General features: G+C 30.8%; 21 protein-coding genes. 10 read left to right on the forward strand and 11 right to left on the reverse strand.

Translation table 11 applies throughout. From position 1 onward, the window contains the following. Window positions 1–69: 69 nt before the first annotated feature. Entirely contained in the window at window positions 70–282 is a 213-nt protein-coding gene (locus tag IPK06_01730) for a 4Fe-4S binding protein (GenBank protein MBK7978736.1), read from the forward strand. Next, window positions 272–1441: an NAD(P)/FAD-dependent oxidoreductase gene (locus tag IPK06_01735; GenBank protein MBK7978737.1), complete on the forward strand. Its 1170-nt coding sequence runs from the start codon at window positions 272–274 to the stop codon at window positions 1439–1441. Before IPK06_01730 ends, IPK06_01735 begins: the two co-directional genes overlap by 11 nt. 154 nt (window positions 1442–1595) lie before the next feature. On the opposite strand, the gene IPK06_01740 is transcribed toward IPK06_01735, so the two are convergent. Then, window positions 1596–3320 carry a T9SS type A sorting domain-containing protein gene (locus IPK06_01740; protein MBK7978738.1) on the reverse strand — a complete coding sequence of 575 codons (1725 nt, stop codon included), beginning with the start codon at window positions 3318–3320 and terminating at the stop codon, window positions 1596–1598. Between the two features lie 206 nt (window positions 3321–3526). Between IPK06_01740 and IPK06_01745 the strand changes: the two genes are divergently transcribed. From IPK06_01745 to IPK06_01770, 6 genes are all read left to right on the forward strand, one after another. Then, window positions 3527–4591 (forward strand): PAS domain S-box protein, encoded by a 1065-nt coding sequence (locus IPK06_01745; GenBank protein MBK7978739.1) that lies wholly within the window; start codon window positions 3527–3529, stop codon window positions 4589–4591. A 19-nt stretch (window positions 4592–4610) separates the two neighbouring features. Then, complete coding sequence (locus IPK06_01750) at window positions 4611–5975, forward strand: sigma-54-dependent Fis family transcriptional regulator (GenBank protein ID MBK7978740.1); 1365 nt, start codon at window positions 4611–4613, stop codon at window positions 5973–5975. A 270-nt stretch (window positions 5976–6245) separates the two neighbouring features. Further along, window positions 6246–7496: a hybrid sensor histidine kinase/response regulator gene (locus IPK06_01755; protein ID MBK7978741.1), complete on the forward strand. Its 1251-nt coding sequence runs from the start codon at window positions 6246–6248 to the stop codon at window positions 7494–7496. Between the two features lie 65 nt (window positions 7497–7561). Continuing rightward, entirely contained in the window at window positions 7562–8080 is a 519-nt protein-coding gene (locus tag IPK06_01760; protein MBK7978742.1) for a UpxY family transcription antiterminator, read from the forward strand. A gap of 12 nt (window positions 8081–8092) precedes the next feature. Continuing rightward, window positions 8093–9082, forward strand: a complete 990-nt coding sequence (locus tag IPK06_01765) for an HD domain-containing protein (GenBank protein ID MBK7978743.1) — start codon at window positions 8093–8095, stop codon at window positions 9080–9082. Window positions 9083–9111: 29 nt separating this feature from the next. Next, window positions 9112–9852 (forward strand): NAD-dependent deacylase, encoded by a 741-nt coding sequence (locus IPK06_01770; GenBank protein ID MBK7978744.1) that lies wholly within the window; start codon window positions 9112–9114, stop codon window positions 9850–9852. A gap of 4 nt (window positions 9853–9856) precedes the next feature. On the opposite strand, the gene IPK06_01775 is transcribed toward IPK06_01770, so the two are convergent. Beyond that, window positions 9857–10279, reverse strand: a complete 423-nt coding sequence (locus tag IPK06_01775) for a 6-carboxytetrahydropterin synthase (protein ID MBK7978745.1) — start codon at window positions 10277–10279, stop codon at window positions 9857–9859. After that, the gene (locus IPK06_01780; GenBank protein MBK7978746.1) at window positions 10276–10914 is read right to left on the reverse strand and encodes a radical SAM protein; all 639 of its coding nucleotides are present in this window, start codon (window positions 10912–10914) and stop codon (window positions 10276–10278) included. The genes IPK06_01775 and IPK06_01780 overlap by 4 nt, the downstream gene beginning before the upstream one ends. Window positions 10915–11042: 128 nt before the next feature. Between IPK06_01780 and rpsT the strand changes: the two genes are divergently transcribed. Beyond that, window positions 11043–11303: a 30S ribosomal protein S20 gene (gene rpsT, locus IPK06_01785; protein ID MBK7978747.1), complete on the forward strand. Its 261-nt coding sequence runs from the start codon at window positions 11043–11045 to the stop codon at window positions 11301–11303. 88 nt (window positions 11304–11391) lie between these two features. Here rpsT and IPK06_01790 read toward each other — a convergent pair whose 3' ends face one another. From IPK06_01790 to miaB, 8 genes are all read right to left on the reverse strand, one after another. Beyond that, window positions 11392–12900 (reverse strand): NTP transferase domain-containing protein, encoded by a 1509-nt coding sequence (locus tag IPK06_01790; GenBank protein ID MBK7978748.1) that lies wholly within the window; start codon window positions 12898–12900, stop codon window positions 11392–11394. Between the two features lie 73 nt (window positions 12901–12973). Next, the gene (locus IPK06_01795) at window positions 12974–13579 is read right to left on the reverse strand and encodes a hypothetical protein (protein ID MBK7978749.1); all 606 of its coding nucleotides are present in this window, start codon (window positions 13577–13579) and stop codon (window positions 12974–12976) included. Between the two features lie 4 nt (window positions 13580–13583). Beyond that, the gene (locus IPK06_01800; GenBank protein ID MBK7978750.1) at window positions 13584–15050 is read right to left on the reverse strand and encodes a glycosyltransferase; all 1467 of its coding nucleotides are present in this window, start codon (window positions 15048–15050) and stop codon (window positions 13584–13586) included. Window positions 15051–15131: 81 nt separating this feature from the next. Then, window positions 15132–15650: a hypothetical protein gene (locus IPK06_01805; protein ID MBK7978751.1), complete on the reverse strand. Its 519-nt coding sequence runs from the start codon at window positions 15648–15650 to the stop codon at window positions 15132–15134. A gap of 97 nt (window positions 15651–15747) precedes the next feature. Then, complete coding sequence (locus IPK06_01810; GenBank protein MBK7978752.1) at window positions 15748–16821, reverse strand: sigma-54-dependent Fis family transcriptional regulator; 1074 nt, start codon at window positions 16819–16821, stop codon at window positions 15748–15750. A gap of 185 nt (window positions 16822–17006) precedes the next feature. Beyond that, window positions 17007–17774: an MBL fold metallo-hydrolase gene (locus tag IPK06_01815; protein ID MBK7978753.1), complete on the reverse strand. Its 768-nt coding sequence runs from the start codon at window positions 17772–17774 to the stop codon at window positions 17007–17009. A 23-nt stretch (window positions 17775–17797) separates the two neighbouring features. Further along, a complete protein-coding gene (locus tag IPK06_01820) occupies window positions 17798–18469 on the reverse strand; it encodes an SPOR domain-containing protein (protein MBK7978754.1) in 672 nt (223 codons plus the stop codon). After that, window positions 18470–19825 (reverse strand): tRNA (N6-isopentenyl adenosine(37)-C2)-methylthiotransferase MiaB, encoded by a 1356-nt coding sequence (gene miaB, locus IPK06_01825; GenBank protein MBK7978755.1) that lies wholly within the window; start codon window positions 19823–19825, stop codon window positions 18470–18472. Between the two features lie 162 nt (window positions 19826–19987). On the opposite strand from miaB, the gene IPK06_01830 reads away from it, so the two are divergent. Beyond that, window positions 19988–25381: an alpha-2-macroglobulin family protein gene (locus tag IPK06_01830; GenBank protein MBK7978756.1), complete on the forward strand. Its 5394-nt coding sequence runs from the start codon at window positions 19988–19990 to the stop codon at window positions 25379–25381.

Consider the following 25381-nt stretch of genomic DNA (forward strand, 5'->3'; position numbering starts at 1 on the left):
GAATCACATATAATTCTTTAAATTGAACGTACCTTTAATTATTTTTTACAATCACTTCAAAAGGGAACAATAGTGTTACTAATTGAAATTATACCAGACAAATGTGATTTTTGCGGCTGTTGTGTCGGCGTTTGTCCCGAAGACGCAATAGAATTGAAAGAAGCTGAAATAAAGATTATTGAAGAACTTTGCACAAATTGTTCAAAATGTGTGTGGTCGTGTCCAATTGAGGTCTTGAAATTTAACTTTGATAAAACAGCCGGAAAAAAGAATGAAAAATGAATATGATATAATTGTTGTGGGAGCAGGGCCCGCAGGATCGATAGCTGCAAAATATGCATCGGAAAAAGGTGTTTCTGTTTTAATGCTTGAGAAAGATAGAGATGTCGGCTATCCGGTTAGATGCGGTGAAGCTGTAAGTTTAGCAGGCGTTGAAGAATTTGTGAAACCGGATCCAAAGTGGATAGCTTCGGAAATTACAAAGTTCAGCTTTATTTCACCTGATAAAACTGAAGTATTAATTCCCTTTGAAGGAAAAGGAATTATTTTAGAGCGAAAAATTTTTGATTATGAATTGGCAAATTCAGCCGCAAAGAACGGAACGGAAATAATTACAAGAGCATATGTAAATGGATTGTTATTTGAAAACAATTCTGTTGCCGGTGTAAAGTATGAATTCCGCGGTAAACAATATCAAATAAAATCTAAAATTGTAATCGGTGCAGACGGTGTTGAGTCAAGAGTAGGAAGATGGGGAGGATTAAAAACATTTTCGGATTTTAGAGATATGGAAAGCGGAGTTCAAATTACTGCGGCTAATATTAATGTTGATCCGAATACGTGCTATTTTTATTGGGGAAGCGAATACGCGCCTCAAGGTTATTTATGGATATTTCCCAAAAGTAATGGTTTAGCAAATGTTGGTTTGGCAATAACCGGAGATATAGGCAAAAAAAGATCCGCAATTTCATATCTTAATGATTTCATGAATAATTATTTTCCCAATGCTTCGGTTTTATCATCTGTTGCAGGAGGAATTCCATTTACTCCTACTTTAGAAAAAATCGTTAATCCGGGAATAATGCTCGTTGGTGACGCGGCAAGACAAATAAATCCTCTTTCCGGCGGTGGAATTATTAGCGGCATGATTGGAGGCAGTATTGCGGGAAAAGTTGCAGCCGATGCAATTATTAGTAATGAACTAAGCAAAATCTACGAATATGAAAAACTTTGGCATGATCGGCTTGGCAAACGGCACGAAATGTTCAATAGAATAAAAAATGGAATTTATAAATTTTCGGACGAAAAATATGATCAAATTGCGCATTCGCTGGTTGGACTCCCAGATGAAAAAAGATCATTAGGCAATGTGGCAAAAAGAGCGGTTATAAATAATCCGTCGTTATTGATTGATGTAGCTAAAGTATTTTTCAGTAAGTGATTGAAAATGGTGGAATGCTGAAACAGAAGCGTCAATCGAAATACGGGAGAAATTAATCATTAAATTCGCAAGAGAAAAGGATTTTTATTTTTTGCAATTAGATAATTTTCAATATGAACTTTGCTAAACCTTGAAGCATTTGAGAAATTTGAATTTATTTTAAAAGTAATATCTTTTTTGTTTCAATGTAATTATTGATTAAAATCTTACAATAATAAATTCCTGATGCTAAATTTTCAGCGTTGAAATTTACTTCGTAATTTCCCGGATTTTGAAATTCATTTATTAATTCAGAAAGTTCATTTCCCAAAACATCATATATCTTTAATTTTACGGGCAGATTTTTATTCCCTTCAATAAAAGGTACAGTATAATTTATTTTTGTTGAACTATTAAAAGGATTAGGATAAATTCCGAACTGGTAGTTTAAATTGTTATTGCCGTTTTCTCTATTTATATCCGTAATTGTAGATATTCCGTAAATTGTAACGTTCATTAACTTTGGTAAACCGTATTTATAAATTTTTAATGAATGATTGCCTACAGTTAAAATTTTGTTGAAAACAAATGTTACAGGTCTTGTATAAAATTCGTTATTAGCAATAATTTTTTGATCAGATAAATCAACTTCATTATCATCAACAGTTATTTTGATATCGTCATTATAACTCATTTCGAATGAGAGTAAAGAAGTAATTTCAGAATTTTCATTAACATTGAAAACTATATCTTTAAATAAACCATCGTTTTCATCGGCTTCTTCCAAATAATTTCTATTAAAAACAGTTTTGCTGTTTTGCGAATTCAAAATTAAAACATCGCTAATAAAAGGAGTTCCGTCCGTATAAATTTTCAAATTATGATTCCCGGCGGAAAGATTGATGGGAAGTGAAATTGAATAACCGCTGCCTTTTAAATTTTCGCCGTTTAATGAATTTACTGTATTCCATCCAAAATCCACATCATCGACAATTATTTTAAGATCATCGTCATTTCTCAATTCACTTAAATTTTCCGCATTGCCTGTTAAATAAAACAAAACTTCACCGGAATTACTCAATGTAAAATTGTATTCTTTCCATAAGCTTTCAGTATCACCGTTAGGGAATGTATTTGGACTTTCCCACATTAAAATATTATTGAATTGATTTCTTTGAATTTTTGTGCCGTTCAATCCGCTTATTTCAACAAAATCTACATAAATTGAGGAGCCTTCCGAATTATTATTCCAAAAATCAATCGGTGCTTCAATGTTTAATACTCGATTATCAATCCAAACATCGAAACGCATATTGTCATCAGGAATATATTTGTTTGATGAAAAATACAGAAGATCATCAACAAAAAATGTTGCCAAATTATTTTGCAGAACTATTTTATAAGTATGCCATTGTGTTTCGTCGATAACGTTCTGAAGATTAATTGATTGAATTTTTTTAATTGAGTCCTGACCTATTCCAAATTGAAACCAATTGTAATTATTTTCGGTTCTTTCGCTTTTCTGCTGCATAACCCACGCAAAATCATTTTCGTTTAATACATCATTTAATGTAAAATCACCATCCCAAAATCCCCAACCTCTTGAGCCAATATGCTGCGGAGTACATTTAAGTCTTACGCGCAAAATGGTTCCTTGTTTGTAAAGCTCAATTGGATCATAAATTTCGGTATTGCAATATTCAGTACTTATTGCGTTTAATAATGTAAGCTGCAAAAAACCGTTTTTAACTTCGGGAATCGATTGGTTTCCATCATTTCGATTAAACCAGTAATTACCTGGTTTACTAAAATCGTCTCTTAATAATATTTGAGCATTTAAGCACAAAACAGAAGCAAAAATTAAAGCTGTAATTATTTTATAATTCGTTTTTATATTCATGATATGAAGTGCAACTGAAATCTCAATAAAAAATTATTTCCGAAAATTTACTATTTCTTTATTTAATATTTGTGTTTTTGAACATTGTTTTTATCATAAACAATGATAGAAAAACAAAATTTGACAATTAAATACAACTGTAAATTTGTTAAATTTATTAAGATAAAAATAAATTTATAATTTGTTAAAAATTCTAAAATAAATAGATGAATTCAAATTTGGGTGTAAATCCTAAATATTTGCATAATGTATTCAAGTACTTGGACTCTGCAATTATGGTTGTAGACGAAAAAGAGGAATTTCTTGTTTGGAATAAAGGCGCGGAAAAAATATTCGGTTATACGCAGGAAGAGATTATAGGAAAGAATTCATCGGCACTTTTACCCGAAGGTGAAAAATATATTTTAGAGCTTAATAATATTATTGATGAAGTCAAATTAAAAGGTTTTGCCGAAGTAATTGAAACCGAACGAAAAACAAAAGACAATAAAATAATTCCGGTTCAATTAAATGTTGCCAAATTACCCGGCGAAAACAATTCTTATGCTGGAAGAACAGTAATTATAACGGATGTTTCTGAAGTTAGAAAACTTCAGCAGCAGGTGGACCAATCGGAAAAATTAGCTGTTATTGGTCAATTAGCTGCAGGTGTTGCTCACGAAATTGGAAATCCTCTTGCGGCCATTTCTTCAATTGTACAGATACTTCAGAGAAAATCTTCTGATCATTTCACTTCAGAACAACTTTCAAACGTTAAAGATAATATTAATAGAATTTCTAAAATTGTAAGAGAATTGGTAGATCTTTCGCGTCCGCCGAGTCATGACGAAGTAATTACACAGATAAATGAAGTTATTAAAACTGCTGTGGGAATTGTGAAATACGATAAGCGTGTTAAAAAAGTTGAATTTAAAACTTACTTAGATGAAAATTTACCGATGATTAAAGTTGTTCCAGATCAATTGATTCAAGTATTCATCAATATCTTAATAAATTCATTAGATGCTGTTGAAGGTGAAGGAATTATTAAAGTTAAATCATATTTAAATGATAAATTTATTTTTGTAAATATTAGTGATAACGGCTGCGGCATTGATGAAAAAAATTTATCTAAAATCTTTAATCCTTTTTTTACAACTAAACAAGTTGGAAAAGGAACCGGTTTAGGACTTTCGGTAAGTTACGGAATAATTAAAAAATTCAACGGTGATATAAAAGTCAAAAGTCAATTAGGAAACGGTAGCGAGTTTCAAGTGCAGATTCCTATTTAATTTGTTAAAAAGGATAAAAATGGATATCAAAATTTTAATTGTTGATGACGAAAAGGGAATTCGAGATTCTCTTCAAATGATTTTAAATGAAGAAGGATATCAGACAATTGCGGTTTCGGACGGAATGGAGGCATTAAATTTAATTAAAAATAATGAATTCCAGTTAGTTGTTTCGGATATAAAAATGCCCGAAATGGATGGAATTGAATTATTGGAAAAATGTTCAAAAATCTCTCCGGAAACTTATTTTATTATGATGACAGCTTATGCTTCCGTAGAAACGGCTATTAGCGCGCTAAGAAACGGAGCTTATGATTATTTGCTTAAACCGGTTGAATTTGACGACATCTTAAATAAAATAAAACGACTTCTAGATTTTAAAAAATTGTCGGACGAAAATAAATTTCTTAGACAAAAGATTTCGCAAACTGCCGACTTTGAAAATATTATCGGAAAAAGTGACCCGATGAAAAAAGTTTTCAATATTATTAGTCAAGTTGCGCCGACAAACACAAATATTTTTATTTCAGGAAAAAGCGGTACCGGAAAAGAACTTGTAGCAAAAGCAATTCATTACAATAGTAAAAGAAAAGACAGAATATTTTTACCTATCAATTGCGGCGCTATTTCAGAGAATTTAATTGAAAGCGAATTATTCGGACATAAAAAAGGCTCATTTACCGGAGCCGTGGGAGATAAAGACGGCTTATTTAAAGTTGCTGATGGCGGAACTTTATTTCTTGATGAAATTGGCGATCTTCCATTAAATCTTCAGGTAAAACTTTTGCGAGCAATAGAAGACAAGGAATTTATGCCGGTCGGCGGAACCAAACCGGTAAGAACGGATGTAAGAATAATTGCCGCGACAAATCAAGAAATTTATGAAAAAACTAAAACGGGTGAATTTAGAGAAGATCTATATTACAGATTAAACGTAGTTGAAATTAAACTTCCATCCTTAAATGAAAGAAGGGAAGATATACCTCTTTTGGTAGATCATTTTGTTGAAAAATACTGCAATGAAATGGGGAAGCCGGTAACAGGTGTTAGCAATGAATCTATGAAAAAACTTATTAATTATGATTGGCGAGGCGGTGTACGTGAACTTGAAAATATTATAGAAAGAGCGATAATATTTTCACAAGGTGATAAAATTGAAGTAAATGATCTTGCGGACAATGTAAATTCATCTGTCAGCATAAGCAATATGCCGGAATCAATTAAAGAAGCGACTTTAATTTTTGAAAAAGAACATATTAAACGAATTGTTAAAAAATATGAAAATAATAAGGAAGAAGCCGCAAAAGCTTTAGATATCGGATTATCTTCTCTTTATCGAAAAATGGAATTGCTTGGAATTCCAACAAGACCAATTAATGAATAATTTTTGAAATTTTTAATATATTTTAGATTGAATTTATTAGCATAAAATTTTGGGGCTGATATCATAAATAATAAATTACCGGATGAGCTTCTATTTCCTAACGAAAATTATTTTTTTGTTTCATGGAGTTACAGCGGCGGATTTAATTGTCCGTCTTCTTTCGAAAATTTAACCGGATTTTCTAAAGATGAAATTTCCATACTCCCGTATAAACATCATTCTCTCACAGAAAATGGTGAAGATGAAAGTATTTATAATTCTGTAATTCAATTGCAATATGACGACTCTGTTAATCAAATTGTAAAAACATTTAAAGTAATTTCTAAAGAAGAAAAACCGATTTGGTTTAAAGAATTTATTTCATTAGACAAAGTAAATAATAACAGTTTTTTCAGTTTGCTTGTTGATATAACTGATATAAAGCAAAAGGAAATTGAATTCAATAATATTATTGAAGCCAAAACAGTTCAAAATAATTCTAAAGATAAATTAATTTCAATAATTTCTCATGATCTTAGAGCGCCATTTACAAGCCTTTTAGGCTTTTCGGAAATTTTATTGAACGAACCGAATCTTGGCGAAGAAGAAAAACGCGAATACCTAAATTATATTTATGACGCTTCCCAAATACAGCTGCAAATGGTAAATCATTTGTTGGATTGGACAAGACTGCAAACCGGAGCGATGAAGTTTGAACCGCAGAGAATTGAAATTAGAGATATAATTGAAAATTGTATTTCTGTTTTAACGGGAGTCGCAATAAGAAAAAATATTGAAATTAAAGTTGAAGGCGGAAAAGGTGTTTTTGTAAACGCGGATGAAAAACTTATTACACAAGCAATTACAAATCTTTTGAGCAATGCGGTTAAGTTTACGCCCGGCGGAAAAAAAATTAAAGTTGATATTGGATTGTTTAAAGAGAATATGATAGAAGTTATTGTGAAAGATGAAGGTGTTGGTATTTCCGAAAGCAACCAAATGAAATTATTTAAGGTCGAAAGCAAATTTTCACAGTTAGGAACTGCAGGAGAAAAAGGAAGCGGCTTGGGACTTGCGTTAGTGAAAGAAATTGTTGATAAGCACTCCGGTAAAATTTGGTTTTATTCAGAGCTGCAGAAAGGGAGCGAATTTCATTTCACAATACCAAGAGCCGATGATACGATATTAATTGTGGAAGAACATGAAGATTTACGAAAGGAATATGAAAAAATATTTAAAATTAAATTTCCTAATTTTAATATAACATACTGCAAAACCGGTTTTGAAGCAATGAATTTTATTCTTGAACGAATTCCTTCCGTAATTATCAGTTATCATAAAATGCCGCTAATGAACGGTTTACAACTTGCTTCCTCATTAAGAAAAAAAGATATTCATAATAAAGTTCAAGTAATTATTCTTGCAGATAAACTTAATGATGATGACATAGTTGAATATAAAAAAATAAAAGTTGATAATTTTATCAATTTTAATAAATCGCCTAAAGAAATCGCCGAATTAGTCTCCGGTATCATTTCTTAAATTCCAACAATTTCAATTTTTTACTTATCTTTAAGATTCAAATTCAAAAATTTATAAGGGGAAAATTGCATAATTCTGAAATTATTGCGCAAAAATATTGGTATGCACTTTATACAAAACCACGGCATGAATTTAAAGCTTCAAGTCAGTTAACGGCAAGCGGAATAGAACATTACTTACCTACCGTTACAAAAATTAGGCAGTGGAGCGATAGAAAGAAGAAGGTAACTGAACCTTTGATGAGCGGTTATATTTTTATTAGAGGTAACGAAAAAGACAGACTAATTGCTTTAGAACAGCAATCCGTTGTAAGAGCAATATTCTTTGAAGGAAAACCGGCAATTGTTCCAAATTGGCAAATTGAAAATTTGCAAAAAATGCTCGAGAGAGGTTTTGACGTTTCCGTAACAGATAGTATTGCAATTGGAAAAAGAGTTAAAATAATTTCCGGACCATTCCAAGATATAGAAGGAATTGTTTATGAAAATGCAAATCAAGATAAAATTTTGGCTATTACAATTGATCTGCTAAGAAGGTCTGTAATTGTTAAAATACCGAAAGAAAGCGTTATTGAAGCAAAATAGAAAGGAAGAAAAATGTTGAATCAAACAAAATTAAAACAACTGAAAAACCAAGATAAAGTTGATCACTTTTTGTTGCTCTCAAATTTTTCTATTAAATCCGCTAAAACCGGAAAGAATTTTTTGGATATGGAATTAAGAGACGATTCTTCATCACTGAACGCAAAGATGTGGAATGGTTTTGAACAATTTTTAGACCAACTTAAACCCGGTGTTATATTGAAAGTAAACGGAATTATTGATGAATTTAATAATCAGCTCCAAATTAAAATTGATAAATTAAAAGCCGCAAATCCAAATGAAAATATTACAGTAGAAGACTTTCTTCCAAAATCAAAGCGCAGTTTGGATGAAATGGAAGCTGAATTTGGTACAGCAATTAATTCAATAAATTCAATTAAATTAAAGCTTCTTCTTAAAAATATTTTCACCGCAAAAAATTTTAATAAATATAAGAAAGTTCCCGCCGGAAAATCTTGGCATCACGCGTATATTTCCGGCTTGCTTGAACATACATTAGAAATAGTAAAAATTTGTGAATTGATGTGTAAGTTTCACCCTGAAGCAAACAGAGATTTGTTAGTCGCAGGTGCAATTCTACACGATTTTGGCAAAATTGAAGAATTGGATTTTAAATCCGGTTTTGATTATACCGATAAAGGGAAATTATTAGGACATATTGTAATTGCAGCGAATATAATTGAAAATGAATCAAATAAAATTGATGACTTTCCTGAAGAATTGAAAAATCAACTTCTGCATTTAGTGTTAAGTCACCAAGGAAAATTGGAATACGCTTCTCCAGTTACTCCAAAAACATTGGAAGCAATAATTCTTTATCAAGCGGATGAACTTAGCGCAAAAGCCAATGCATACAAAAATGCAATTGCCGCTGAAAAGGAAAGCGGAAATAAATGGACTAAATATTTACCACTTGCCGAAACCTCGTTGTATCTAAAAGATTTTAATGAAGATGAAAATGGATTTAAAGAAACGTTGTTTTAAAAAAGTCTATTATAGATTAAAATATTTTTATGGAACTTAAAAAAGAATTAATCGAAAAGTTGAAATCAGCAGATTCGTTATTATTTTTTACCGGAGCCGGAATCTCCGCTGAAAGCGGAATTGCGACTTTTAGAGGAAAAGACGGATTATGGAATAAGCTTAAACCCGAAGAACTTGCAAATTTTAATGCCTTTATGAAAAATCCCGATATGGTTTGGGAATGGTATCAATACAGAAGAAAAATAGTTGAAGAATCAGTGCCAAATAAAGGTCATTTGGCAATTGCAGAATTACAAAATTACTATAAAGTTTACGTCTCCACTCAAAATGTTGATAATTTACATGCGCGAGCGGGCAGTAAAAATATTGAAGAATTACACGGCAGTATTGTTAGAAATTTTTGCATAAATTGTAAAACATTTTATGAGCATCAAGATTTTTTGTTTGAAAACAAGGTTCCGCGCTGCCCAAAATGCGGCGGCTTAATTCGACCCGACGTAGTTTGGTTTGGTGAAAATTTAAGAGGGCAAGCTTTTCCTAACAGCGAAAAACTCGCGAAACAATGTGATATTTGTTTTGTCGTTGGTACAACCGGTATAGTTTATCCTGCCGCTTACATTCCGCTTACCGCAAAAGAATACGGCGCATATTTAGTTGAGATAAATATTGAGCCAACCGAAATGACTTATAATGTTAACTATTCACTGTTTGGAAAATCCGGTGAGATTTTACCCAAAATATTGAATTTGGTAAAAGAGATTAAAAATTAAGTTACTAATTTCTGTTTAAACAAATTTCATCTTCGGCATATGTATTTTCTGTTTCGCAAACTCTGACTTTAATTTTTGTAACATTATCGGCTAATTTTTTTTCGGAGATTTTCTTCAAAAAATATTTACATAAATTTTCCGCAGTACTTTCAAAATTTACTATAACGTGCGCCGATTTTAATTTTTGTATTGCGTCAATTAATTCAGAATCTTGATCGCTAATAATAATAGTATGATCAAGTTCTTCTACTAAAGGACCGACAATATCCTTAACATCAAAATAATCTAAGACCATACCTTCATTATTTATTTCACCGGAAAATTCTACAATTAATTTATATGAATGTCCGTGCAAATTATGGCATTTACCTTTGTGGCATTGTAATCTGTGACCCATTTCCCATCGGAATTCCTTTGCGATTTTCATACGCCTCTTTTATTTGGTTCCCAAATATGTTTATGCTGCTGAATTTGAAATCTCACATTTAAATTTTCATTTAAGATCCATTCAACTAATTGTTTGTATTCAATTTTGCCGAATACCGGTGAAAATAAAATTTCACATTTTTTTTTCAACTCAAATTTTTCAATTAAATTTTTAGACCATAAAAAATCTTGATAATCTCCAATAACAAATTTTACTTCGTCAATAGGTTTTAAAAAATTAACATTTTCATAATAATTTTTCTTTTCCATTTTACTTGAAGGACATTTAAAATCTAATATTATTTTTACTCTTTTATCTACATTTTCAATGGAAAGACTTCCTCCGGTTTCTAACATTACCTCATAATTTTTATCACACAACATTTCCATCAAAGTCAGACTTTCTTTTTGAAAAAGCGGCTCACCTCCGGTAATCTCAACTAATTTACATTTGTACTTTTCTATTTCAGAAAATATCTGCTCAACTGTAAAATCTTTTCCTTCGTAAAAGGCATATTCGGTATCGCAGTATGAACATCTTATATTGCAGTAAGTCAGCCTTACAAAAATACAAGGTAAACCCGCATACGAGCTTTCGCCTTGAATGGAGTAAAAAATTTCATTTATTTTAATCAATTTTCAACTTTCTTTGCAATTTAAGTCCAAAAATACTAATAAAAATGAAGTTTTTGTACATTTTAAAGTTGCGGATAAAAAATAAATTTTCTAAGTTTATTATCTGAAAAAATTTGATAAGGTAAAGAATGGCAAATCATAAATCTGCTAAGAAAAGAGCAAAAACTAGTGAAAAAAGAAGACAAATAAACAAAGCTTCATTGTCTAAAGTAAAAACATTAGTAAAAAATGTTCTTGAATCAAAAGAAAAAGAAACTGCAGAAGTTAATTTGAAAGATGCTGTTGCATATTTAGATAGAGTTTCCGGAAAAGGTAGAATTCATAAAAATAATGCTGCTAGAAAGAAATCTCAATTAACAAAATTTGTAAATTCATTAGCTGTAAAATAGATTTTAAGTTATACATTAGAATAGATTATAAAGCGATCTTGGAATTTCCCGATCGCTTTTTCATTTTTAAAGAAGATTAATACTTGTTTTATAATTCCTCAATCGCGTCAATTCCTTCAGGCATTGGTAGAAAGAATTTAATCGCTTGAACTTTTCCATCTTTCCTAATTAATTTATCGACTTTTTTCTTGATCAAAACGCTGTGTTCTATGAAAAGATCATCATCTATAATTGACCCAAAAACATAGCTTGTTCCTTTAATTATAACATTTTTGCCTATTCTGGTCGGATCTTCATCACTTCCCGTAATATTTACGCTCGATTCAATTCTTGAATTTTCCCCAATAGTAATATTGCCTTTTATAATGTCGCCCCATAAAATTTCAACATTATCTTTTAGCTCTAACTTTTGATTTGAGAAACATGAAAGATGAACATTTTCACCTACAATAATATTTTGTCCGAAGATTACATTCCCATTTACGTAAACATTTTTTCGCAATTTAATATTATAATTTAATTTTACACCTTCGCCGACAAAAACACCCTTACCTATTTTTACGTCTAACGGCTGACCAATTTTATCAGCTTCAATTATATCGTGCATTACATCATCCGCAATGAAAAAATCGTCCGGATCATCAATTTCAATTATATCTTTTAATTTATCATAAGCGTGTTTTCTTGCAATGTCATCCATTTCTTTTAAAACGGATTTATTATTGAATCCCATTATAACGTGCTGCTGCTGTGCACTAATTGCACCGACCGACAGTTTATTTTGGTTAAAAAGCGCAATTAAATCAGTTATATAAATTTCACCTTGAGCATTGTTGCTGCTGATTTTATTTATAAGTTTTACCAAAAAATTATACTTAAACGCAAAGACGCCGGAATTGAATTCATTGTTTTTTATTAGTTCATCTTTTGTAAAACTATAATTTCTTCCGTTGAAATTTCTTGTATAAGGTTGTTTTTCATCAAGTCTTAAAATATCTTTATACTCAATTATTTCAATTACCTTCCCGGTATCTTTTCCGGAGGATTTTCCATTGTCGTCTGTCGGTTTTACTCTTACAATTCTGCCGTAACTATTTTCAAATGGATCTATCCCATCATACATTCCGGTTAAAACCATCATATCTGTTTTTGATTTAACAAATTCTTTCTTAAACATTTTCAAAGTTGAATCGTCAATTAATCCCATATCTCCGGGAAGTATATAAACCGTGCCATTATATTTTCTATTATCTATTTTCTGAAGAGCAATTTGAACGGCGTGTCCGGTTCCTTGTTGAACTTCCTGAAATGCAAAGATGTTATTTTTTTTACTGCCTATAACTTTTATTACGTCATCAGCTTTAATTCCGGTTACAATAATTGAGTTTGATTTTGAAAGGCCGTTTTTACAAGCTTCATAAACTCTTTGAACGGTTGATTTTCCCCAAATTTTATGCAGCATTTTTGAGGTTTGAGATTTAATTCTTTTTCCATGACCTGCAGCTAAAATAATGGCTGTTTCTTTATTATTATAATTAAAATTAGATGAATATTCTTTAATCAGTACGTCAATATTTGAATTATTGTGTTGAGACATTAGTGCTCCAAAACTTTAATAAGTGATAAATTTTGATGTGCCTAATAACGTGGAATTATTTTCAATTTCCAAATCAGTTTGTATTTTTATTCTCAATTATTGATTTAATTTCTCTAATTCTTGCTTCAAACTTATTTGATAATTCGGGTTTAATAATTTTTAATTTTTCAAAAATTTCTAAAGACTCAAAATAATTTCCCTGCGAAGCGTAAATTTCGGCAAGAGTTTCAGTAATTATAGGTTCAGTATCGAATTTATTTTTAGAAAAATTAAATTCTTCGTCAGAAATTAATTGAGAGGAATCAATATTGTCGAAATCAACTTCGGCAATTTCCGAACTGTATTGTTCATTATCCAAATCAAATAAATCAATATTTAAATTATCTTTATTTAATCTGATATTCTCAATCTGACGATGATAATATTCCAAAGTTGATTTATCGCCGAGAAGATTATCTCCTTTAATAAGACTCTCGCCGGCTAAATCAAATTGACCTGTGTAAGCAAAAGCTACTGCTTTAAGGAAAAAAACAGTAGGGTGAAATGGAAATTTATAAGAAGCTTTTTCAAATAGTTCTAAGGATTTTTCGAAATTTTTTTTTTCTAATTCCTTTGCTGCTTCATATACAATTAACGGAGATTCTTTATTAAACTCGTAAATGAGTGCAAATTTATCCATCGAATCAATTTTTATTTTCTAATGCGTGTTTAATTGATAAACCGGCAACCGATGAAAATCCCAAGAAAAACATTAAGTGAAACGGTAAAGCCGCAATTTCAAAAAAGTATAATGACGCTACAACGCCGATTAAACAATAAGCGGCAAGTATTATTTCTACCATAACTGTAGAATTAATTTTGTGTGATGCTAAATAGCCTTCATTCTTTTTAATTTTATCTGATTTATCAACTATTTTGAATTTCGGTGTTCTAACAAATTCACTTTTTCTATTCATTAATCCTTCAAATACAGCACGCGAATTATTTACAGCAAATCCCATACTTCCTGCCATAAAAATAGGGAATAGCGCAATTTTTTTTCTCCAATCGGTATAAACATCTTTTTGAGCATAAAGATAAAATAAAAATGAACTGATAAATGCCAAAACAAATACAGACATAAAATTGAAAAATATTGCATAAGGTCCGCTGTTTTTAATAAATACAAGCGGAACATTTAATATTCCGGCAATTAAAATAAAAGGGAATACAATATTGTTTGTTAAGTGAAAAGTGGATTGAATTTTAGTTCTAATTGGAATTTTAGATTTCCAAACCAAAGGCAATAATTTTTTTGCGGTTTCAATAGCGCCTTTTGTCCATCTAAATTGCTGAGCTTTTAAGGCATTCATTTCTGCCGGTAATTCGGCAGGCGTAGTAATATCTTTAAGATAAACAAATTTCCAGCCATTTAGTTGTGCTCTGTAACTTAAATCTAAATCTTCGGTTATTGTATCATCATGCCAATTTCCGGCATCTTCAATACAAGCTTTTCTCCAAACTCCTCCGGTTCCGTTAAAGTTAATGAAAAATCCGGCACGATTTCTTACCGGCTGTTCCATTACAAAATGACCGTTTAATGCTAAAGCTTGAATTCTGGTTAAAATTGAATAATCTTCATTGAGATGTTCCCAGCGGGTTTGAACCATTCCAATTTTAGGATTAGAAAAATATTTTAAAGTATTTTTCAAAAAATCCGGTTTCGGAACAAAATCAGCGTCGAAAATGGCAATTAATTCACCGGTGGCCGTTAATAAACCTTCCTTTAACGCACCGGCTTTGTAACCCTTTCTGTTGCTTCTTCTAACTTGTTTAATGTCAAAACCTTCTTTTTGTTTTTCCTCAACCTTTTTTCTAACCAAATCAACCGTCATATCAGTTGAATCATCCAAAACTTGAATTTCCAATAAATCTTTCGGATAATCAATTTTACAGACAGAATCTATTAATCTATCAGTAACATATTGTTCATTATATAAAGGAAGCTGAATGGTTACTTTTTTATCAAAATTATCGGTTTCAGATGGCTCCGGAATGTTTGATATGTACTTTTTGTAATAATAGAGCATAATAACGCCGTGACTTGCAAATACGAGCAAAACAACCATTGTAAGAATGTAAACTATTAAAACTATTTCGTCTAAAATCATTTTAAATCCTAAATTTTTAAAATAAATATTTCAAAAAAAAACAGACAGTAAATATAAGTATTTTTAGAAGATATACAATTGCTACCAATCAGAAACAACGGCGAGCAAAATTTCATCGGATAACTTGTCAATTGCTTCGGTAATTGCGTTAACTCTATTTGTGTAAACATCACCGGTATTTGAATAATCTGCGTAATCCGAGAAATTTTTTTCAAAAATTGTTTTTTTCATAACAAAATCTTTGTAAACAACTCTTGTGTTTATGGTTAATCTAATTGAAGAAACAGATTCGCCGCTTTTTATTGAATTTGGCGATTCGGAAATTGAATTTATTGTACAATCTAAAAGAGCATCTGATTTAGCTTTATCAGTAATTGCGAGAGAATTATCAGTAATGAATTTTTCAATTAAAGTGCTAGTAAAATTATCAGCCATGTTTGGTTCACCTGAACCGCTTCTATCAATAGCAAAAGGTATTGCAATTGTTTTCAAGTGATTAGGAACCGAACTTCCGGTAAATGAATAAGCGCAGCCAGCCAATGTTATTGTTATAAAAACCAATATAACAAATTTTTTATACTTTATTATTTTTTTTAACATTTACAATTTTCAACAATCAATTTTTCTTTTGGTTCAAATTTATAAAGATTTCCAAACATATTTTTTTACTTTAATTCAGCAGATATAGAATTTCGGCTTAAATTCCATATTCCTTAATTTTTCGGTAAAGAGTTCTTTCACTTATTCCAAGTAAGTTTGCTGCTTTTCTCTTGCTCTCTTTTGTAAATGCCAAAGCCTTTTTAATAGCATCTTTTTCAAGTTTGGTAATTGGAATAATTTCATCTAAATCGATATTTGTTTCTTCAGTTTTAGTTGATACACTACTTCTATATGCCAAATTCTTAAGTTCATTTAAATCTTTTTTTATTTCGATTAAAGCGCCTAAAATTATTTCTCTGTCTAATGATTCTGATGATTTTTGTAAAAGTATAGGAAGATTTTTTGTCTCTTCAATTTTTGGAACAGAAAGTAAATTTTTAAAAGATTCTTCCGTTAGTTTTCCTGTTTTGCTTAATGCCGCGGCAGTTTCAACCACATTCTTTAATTCTCTAATATTCCCCGGCCAAAAATAATCATTTAACAGATCATATGATTCATTTGTCATGGTAAGAGATTCAATCTTGTGATTTTCAGCATAATTTTTCAAAAAATAATTGATGAGAAGTGAAATATCTTCTCTTCTTTCTCGCAATGGAGGAATATTTAGAGTAACTGCCTTCAATCTGAAAAATAAATCTTTTCTAAATCTTTTTGCGTCCACTTCAGCTTGCAGATCTTTATTTGTAGCGGCAATAATTCTAACATCTACTTTTTTTGTGGTTTCGCTTCCAAGCGGTAACAATTCTCCGGTTTCTAAAACCCGCAGTAATTTTACTTGAGTTGTTAATGGCATTTCCGCAATTTCATCCAAAAAAAGCGTACTTTTATCCGCCATTTCAAAGTATCCTTTTCTGTCATCTATTGCTCCCGTAAACGAACCTTTTTTATGTCCGAATAATTCGCTTTCTAAAATTCCTTCGGGAATTGCTCCGCAATTTACGCTTATTAATTGCTTATTTGCCCTTTTGCTCGTGCTGTGAATTTCTTGAGCAAAAACATCTTTTCCCACTCCGCTTTCTCCGTAAATTAATACAGAAATATCAGACTGTGCTACCTGATGCGCGATATCTATCAGATCTTTTATTTGTTTGGATTTACCTATTATTTCCATTTTTAATAATAATGTGACATTATGACAAATTTATACGACAAAAATATAGATTTTTACCGATTTTTTCAATGCATCGCAGTTTAAAAATTACCGTAAGTTTTGTTTTGTATAATTTGATGAGATCTTTTTTTAATGTTTTTTTGGACTTCATCAGAAAAAAAATTATGCATGTTTTAAATACTTAACTAAATTTTTATACTCAAACCATCGTGAGCAATAATTAATTGCCTTTGAAAATTTTTAGGAAGATTATTATGCCAATCCGAAATTAATTCTTCATCCGAATAATTTATATGAGTAAGGAATGTTCTTTTTATTTTTCTATCAATTATGTAATTCTCAATTTCCTTTAAACTTAAGTGAGTCGTTTCACAAATAAATGTATCAACATTAAAATTATTAAATAACAGAAGATCTTTCGCGCTTCCAATATCAGCAGTATGAAAAATGTTCTTTTTATTTATCTTAAATAAAAAGCTGACTGAAACAAACTCTAAGTTTTTGATTTTAATGTTATGCTTATTTGAAATATGTGAATTTTGTTTTGCAACAAATTTGAAATCTTTATCAAACTTACATTCCTTATTTAATTCAAATTCATGAAGATCAATTTTAAAATCATACTTTTCTATAAACAATAAATTTGATCGTAAAAAATTCTGCAATGTAATCTGTAAGCCTTTCGGAATAAAAATATCTATTGAAGTATTTCTTTTTGAAATTATCATTTGGGTTAATAATGACGGTAATCCGGCAATATGATCTGAATGAAAATGAGAAATTATTATTTTATTTATTTGATTTGGTAAAATTTTTTGATGAAGTAAAGATCTCGAAACTCCGTCACCGCAATCAATTAAAATTTTAGATGAATCATTTTCAAATAAAATTGCCGAATGATTTCTATTTGGATTTGTTTGTCCTGAACTTGTGCCAATGAATTTTAATTTCATGAAAAATATTTATTCTATCTCTCTTACTTTTCCATCAACCGAAAATTCGGTTTTGAGTCTTTTACTAAATTTTCAGCGTCAGAAATATTTGTAAACTCACCGACAGTAACAACATTTAACTGCAAATTATTCACATTTTTTTGCGTTATTTGAGAAGTCAATCCTTTTTGAACAAATCTATTTTTAAGTTCTTGGGCATTTTGAAGATTGCCGAAAGCTCCGGCTTGAACTGTGAATTTCTTTTCACTTTCCGGTTTTTTGTTGTAAGGTTTATTTTCAACTACTATCATTTCATCGTCTTGAACAAAACTTCTTTCCGTGTTCTTTAAGTAGGGAGAATCGGGATATTCTTTTTGAAGAAGCACTTTTAATGTTTCTGCTTTTTTATAAAGTCCAATCGCGTAAAAATAAGAGAAACTTCTGAACAACGCGGCATCTGCAAATTTACTGTTAGGAAATGTTGAATAAACCAGTTCATAAAGTTTCTGTGATTCCTCACCGTTTTCGGTTAAAACCGCTTGAAGAAAAATTACGTTTGGGTCATTTGAATTTTTCTTTTTAAGGAATTCCAAATTTTGTTTTGCTTCATCAATTTTTCCCTGTTCAATCATTTTCAATTGGGGAATTATATCAATGCTTTGAGCAAAAACTTGAACAGAAAATAACAAAATAAATGTGATTATTAATTTTTTCATTTATGCAATCTTATATTTTTCTTCGTTTGAAAAATCAACTTTTGTCAAAACATTTCCAAACAAGGTTCCCGATGTTGCTTTGTTAATTACAACTTTTATGTAATCACCTTTTGAAATATTTTTTTGAGCGGGAATTATAACAACTTTATTTGTATCGGTTCTTCCGGCAAGAAATTCTTCTGATTTTTTGCTGAAACCTTCAATTAAAATTTCTTCTTCGCTACCAATTAATTCTTGATTTATTTCATAAGAAATTTTCTGCTGTTCGTCAATTATTTCAGTCAGCCTTTTTGATTTAGTTTCTTCATCAACATCATCAATCATTTTATATGCTTTTGTTCCTTCTCTCGGTGAATATTTAAACATATAAGCTCCATCATATCTCACTTTTCGCATAACGTCTAATGTTGCCAAATGATCTTCGTATGTTTCAGTTGGGAAACCTGAGATAATATCCGTAGAAAATGAAACACCCGGAATAATTTTTCTTGCTTTTTCTATAATGCTAAGGTAGTGTTCAATTGTGTAAGTTCTGTTCATTAAATCCAATATTTTGTTAGATCCGGATTGAACGGGAAGATGAATGTAATTACACAAATTTGGGTGTTCGGAAATTGTGTAAAGTAATTTATCGGAAAAGTCCTGTGGATGTGAAGTAGAAAATCTGACACGGATCTTTCTATCAACAACAGCAACTGCCGCGAGCAGATCGGCAAAATCCTGACCGTTATCATTATAGGAATTTACATTCTGTCCTAGCAATGTAATTTCTTTATATCCGTTTTGTGAAAGCTGCTCGACTTCTTTAATCACAGATTCCAAAGTGCGGCTTCTTTCTCTTCCGCGGGTAAAAGGTACAACGCAAAATGTGCAGAATTTATCGCAGCCGCGCATTACGGAAATCCATGCGGAAAGTCCATCATCATTCGTTCTAAAAGGAATCAGATCATCATATGTTTCAGTTTTTGAGAGCTTTACTCCAATGCCTTTTTCACCCGCAAACGCAAAATCTATAAACTCGGGTAAACGTCTGTATTCATCGGGACCAACGACCAAATCAACCATTTTTTTGTCGTTAATTAAATCGTTTCGTAATCTTTCAGCCATACAGCCTAAAATGCCTATTACTAAATTAGGTTTATCGTATTTTAATGTTTTAATATTTCCCAATCGACCGTAAATTCTTTGTTCGGCGTTTTCTCTTATGCTGCAAGTATTTAAAAGAACTATATCGGCGTTATTTATATTATTAGTTAAATCATAACCTTTATTTGTTAAAATTCCCTGCACAATTTCAGTATCAGCTAAATTCATTTGACAGCCGTAAGTCTCAATATATACATTATTTTTTTGCAAATTATTTCCTTTCAACAATCTTTTTAAATTCTAAACAAAATTTACCTATCAGAAAATTGAATCTCAAGACATGAAATCACATTTGACAGAATCATTTTTTTTAATATTGCCAAAAAAAACCCTAATTTTAGCTTAATAATTTTATAAATCATGAGATAAAAGATGAAAATTTTAAAAGTAATTTTTTACGTAATTGCAGTTTTAATATATTCATGTTCCTCCCAAAACTCTGTAAGGGTTGTAGAATTTTCTCCAAAAGGTGAAATTGATAATGCTACAAATTTCACGGTTGAATTTTCTCAAGATTTAGCGCCGACTGATAAAATAGGAGAGTGGCTTTCAGATGAATTTATTTCATTTGAACCGAAAATAAACGGAAAATTCAAATGGCTTGACGCTAGAACATTGCAGTTTTCTCCGGATTTTACTTTAACGGCAATGCAGAATTATACCGCAAAAATTACAAATAAAGTTTTGTTCAATAAAAATCTCAGTACCGATTTTGAAACTTTTAATTTCAATACTCCTAAATTTGACGTAACAAAGGCAGAATTTTTCTGGACTCAAATTCCTCATAAATCTTACGTTACAAGCATACAGACAAACTTACATTTTAATTATCCGGTTCAGCCGCAAGAACTTTCATCATTTTTGGAAATTTCAATTGGTGGAAATAAAGTGCAGAATTTTGAAATTGCGACAACTTCTTCTTCCAATATTATTTCAATTAATTTGGGTGAAATAAAACAATCGACTGAAGATCAAAATATTTCGGTTGAAATTAAAAAAGGATTAAAGTCAATTTTAGGTAAAGAAGGTTTAACGGAAAATAGAAATTTTGATTATGAATTATCTAAAATCACCAAATTAGATATTACCGATGTTGTTTCCGGTTTTGACGGAAATAATGGTTGGATAGATATTTATTTAAATCAAGCTATCATAAAAGACAATGTAAACAACTATTTATCGCTCGATCCGAAGACCGAATTTGAAACTCAAGTTTATGATAATCACATTAAGATCATTACAAAAACTCAGAATGAAAATACACTAACATTAAAAGTGAAAAAAGGTTTACAAGGATTGTACGGCGGTTCATTGGATAGAGATTATGAAAGAGTTGTTTCACTTTTTAACGTTGATCCTTCAATAAATTTTTCCGATAAGCAAGGAAAATACCTAATGCTTTTGGGCTTAAAAAATCTTACGGTAAATATTGTAAATATTGATTCCGTTAATATTGAAGTTTCGCAGATACAGAAAAACAATATCATGTATTTCAAAAATAATTTCAGTAATGATTATTGGGGTTATTACAGCTATGATTATTATATGAATCCCCATGAAACAGACGACAGTTATGGTAAGGCATTATATAAAGAAAAGATTAAATTAAATTCATCTCAAAATTGGATGAACACGATCAATATTAATTTGGAAAAAGCGGTCTCTCAAAATCAAAAGGGAATATTTTTGGTTGAAATAATTTCCAATGAAGAAAGATGGATAAAGGATAGAAAAATTATTGCCGTTTCAGATCTCGGACTTATTTCAAAAAAAGCAAAAGACGAAATTCTTGTTTTCGTAAATTCAATTTCGAAGGCGGAACCCGTTGAAGGAGTAAAAGTTGAAATTTATTCGACTCACAATACTTCAATGATAGAAAGCGTTACCGATAAAAACGGCGTTGCAAAGTTTGTTTTGGAAAATGGAAAATATAAAGATGAAGCGCCAAGAATTATTTTTGCCGAGAAAGAAAATGATTTTAATTATTTAGATCTTCGTGAATCTTATATTGAAACATCAAGATTTGACGTTGGCGGTTTTTCTGATTATCTGGATAATTATAAAGTATTCTTTTACGCTGAAAGAAATTTATATCGCCCGGGAGAAAAAGTTAATATTAGCGGAATTTTAAGAAATGATAAAATAGGAATAATTTCAGATGAACCGGTTGTATTAAAGATCATTTCACCAACCGGAAAGATATTTGAGGAATTCCCCAAAACATTAAACGAACAGGGCTCATTTGAGCAGTCTTTTTTAATGCCAGCATATGCGCAAACAGGTTTGTACAAAGCTGAGCTGTATAACGGCGCAAAAAAAATTATCGGCTCTTATAGTTTTGGTGTTGAAGAATTTGTGCCAGATAAAATAAGAGTAAACTTTAATGTTGATAAGAAAAAAGTTATTTCCGGCGAATCTGTAAAATTCAATTTAAGTTCGGAATTTTTATTTGGAGCAAAAGCATCAAAACTAAAATATGAAGGAGAGATCCAATTTAGGCAATCAAATTTTAGCAGCAACAAATTTAAAGACTTTGCTTTTAATAATTACGTCGGCGAAAACTCAAATATTGATCCGGTTACATTTGACGGAAATTTGGACGATGATGGAACCGCTGAAATAGATTACACAGTCCCGGAAAATTTATTGAGCGGCGGAAAAATTACGGCATACGCTTACGCTAGCGTATTTGATTTAACGGGAAGAACAGTTAACCGCGTTGCTGATTTTGATATTTTTACAAAAAATAATTTCATTGGAATTAAATCGCCGGATTATTACTTAAACAAAAATCAAAACTATAATTTTGAAGTTGTTTCGGTTAATAAAGATGACCAGCCTTCAAAAAGTTTTAAAGGAACGGCAAAATTAGTTAGATACAAATGGGATTCCGTTCTAAGAAAAGATTATGACGGACGAAATATTTATACTTCTGTAAAGACTGAAATTGTTGAATGGGAAAAGGAAATTCAAATTAGCGGAACTCCTTCAAAATTAATTGTGAATGCAAATAATACGGGACAATATGAATTAAGAATTTCCGAAAAAGATAATAAAGCTTATTACAAAACCGAATTTTATGTTTACGGATGGTCCGATTTGACGGTTTCAAACTTTGATATTGATAAAGAAGGTAAGATTGAAATTGTTTTAAATAAATCAACTTATGAACCAAATGAAAAAGTTAAAGCAATTTTTAAGTGTCCGTTTTCCGGAAAAATGCTTTTAACTTTAGAACGAAATGGAATCTACGAACATAAATATATTGATGTGAAAAATAATTCCGCGCAAACCGAATTTAACTTATCGGAAAGTTATTTGCCTAATGTTTTTATTTCGGCAACATTATTCAAGCCTCATGGAAAAGAAAGCGAATCTCCGTTTTTAGTCGGGCATGGATATGCGTCTGTGAAAATAGAAAAGAAAGCGAACAAGCTTCCAGTAAAAGTAATTGCATCCGAAAAAGTTAAGCCGAACACTACGCAAGAAATTACAATAAAAACAAATCAAGAGAAAAATATTTATGTAACAGTTGCCGCTGTTGATGAAGGGATTTTGCAGATCAAAAATTTTGAAACACCCGACGCCTATAACTATATGTATGCCGATAGACCGCTGAAAGTTGAAAGTTATGATCTATATTCTTTACTGCTTCCGGAAATAATTTCAAAAAAATCTTCTACAGGCGGCGATGAACTCGCGAGACAGTTAAAGAAAAGAGTAAATCCGGTAACATCAAAAAGATATAAACTTCTTTCTTATTGGAGCGGAATCAAAAAGACAAACGCTAACGGTGAAGTGAAAATCAATTTGCCAATTCCGCAATTCAATGGAGAAGTAAGAATTATGGCATTGGTTTATAACGGACCAAAATTTGGATCAGCCGATAAAAGCATAAAAGTTTCCGATGATTTAATTTTAGAACCTCAAATACCAAGATTCCTATCCTCAAATGATAAAATTGTTTCTAATGTAACATTAGTTAATACTACTAACAAAAAAAGCAATGTAAAGATCAAAGCATTGGTTTCTGGCCCTCTGGAAATTACATCCGATAAAGTTAAATCGGTTGAAATCAATCCGAATTCGACAGTAAGTGTACAATTTAATTTGTCTGCAAAAAATGAAATAGGCAATGCTAATATTATTTTTGAAACTGAAGGATTGGCAAAAGTAAAAGAAGAAATAAATATTGGAATTAGACCGGCTTCACCTTTAGTTGTTGAAAGCGGTTCGGGAGAAATTAAAGCAGGCGATAAATTAGAATTGAATTTGCCAAATTATTATATAAAAAGTTCGCAGAGTTCTACTTTAACAATAAGCAAACTTCCAATTATTAAATTTGCCAAACAATTAAAATATCTTCTTGGCTATCCTTATGGCTGTGTTGAGCAGACTGTATCCAAAGTGTTTCCTCAATTATATTTTGGAGATATTGCAAAAAACATTGAGCCAAAATTATTTGTAAATAATAATTCCATATATTTTGTAAATGAAGGAATTAAAAAGTTAGAATCTATGCAGCTTTATGACGGTTCTATTTCCTACTGGCAAGGTTCAAATGAATCAAATCTTTGGGGAACAGTTTACGCCGCTCATTTTTTGGTCGAAGCTAAGAAAGCAGGATTTTATGTTGATGAAAATGTTTTTTCCAAATTGATCTCGTATTTAGGAAAAAAAGTTAAAGATAAAAATATTGTAGATTATGTTACGTATTCTAATAATCAAAAAACAATAATTAAAATTGCGCAAAAGGAAATTATTTACGCGTTGTATGTTTTAGCTCAAACCGGCAAAGGCGATATTTCCACCATGAATTATTATAAAGCAATGCCGCAGCTTCTAACAAATGATACAAAATATTTATTAGCCGGCGCTTATGCTTTGATGGAAAAAAGAAATTCATTTGCACAATTAATTCCAAATAATTTTAGCGCCGAACAAACTGATAGACTTTCGGGAGGATGTTTCGATTCCAACATTAGAGCAAACGCGATAATGCTTAATGTACTTTTAGAAGTTGATCCGAGCAATTTGCAAATTCCAATTATTGTGAAATATTTGAGCCAAAATTCTGAAAACATATATTCTACACAGGAAACTGCTTTCACTTTTCTCGCTTTGGGTAAAGCGCTTAAATCACAAGCAAAATCAAATTTGCAGGTCGATGTATTATCAAACGGTAAAAGCATCGGAACATATAAAAATTCCGATATTGTAATTTCTGATAATCAACTTAACTCTGGTAAAATTTCTTTAAATGCAAAAGGCGAAGGCAAAGTGTATTATTTCTGGAATACCGAAGGAGTAAGCACAAAACCGGATGTTAAGATAATTGATTCACAAATGAAAGTGAGAAGAACATATTACAATTATAAAACCAAAAGCGAAATTACAAATAATAAATTCATGCAGGGAGATTTAATTGTTTGTAAAATATCTTTAACCGGCGGACAGAGATCCGCGGAAAATATTGTTATATCAGATTTGATTCCGGCAGGATTTGAGATTGAAAATCCACGAGTTTCTACATCTACAAACTTTAATTGGGAAAATAATAATCAATTGAATGTTCAGTACATGGATGTTAGAGACGATAGATTAATTTTATTTACTGATTTGGCTGCGAACAAAACAAAAGATTTTTATTATATGCTGAGAGTTGTAAATAAAGGCGAATATTTGCTGCCGGCTATTGGTGCTGAAGCAATGTATGATAGGGATTATCATTCGTTCAATGGAAACGGAAAGGTTGTTATAGAATAG

It is taken from the genome of Ignavibacteriota bacterium, assembly GCA_016713565.1.
In the GTDB taxonomy this organism is placed as follows: Bacteria; Bacteroidota; Ignavibacteria; order Ignavibacteriales; family Melioribacteraceae.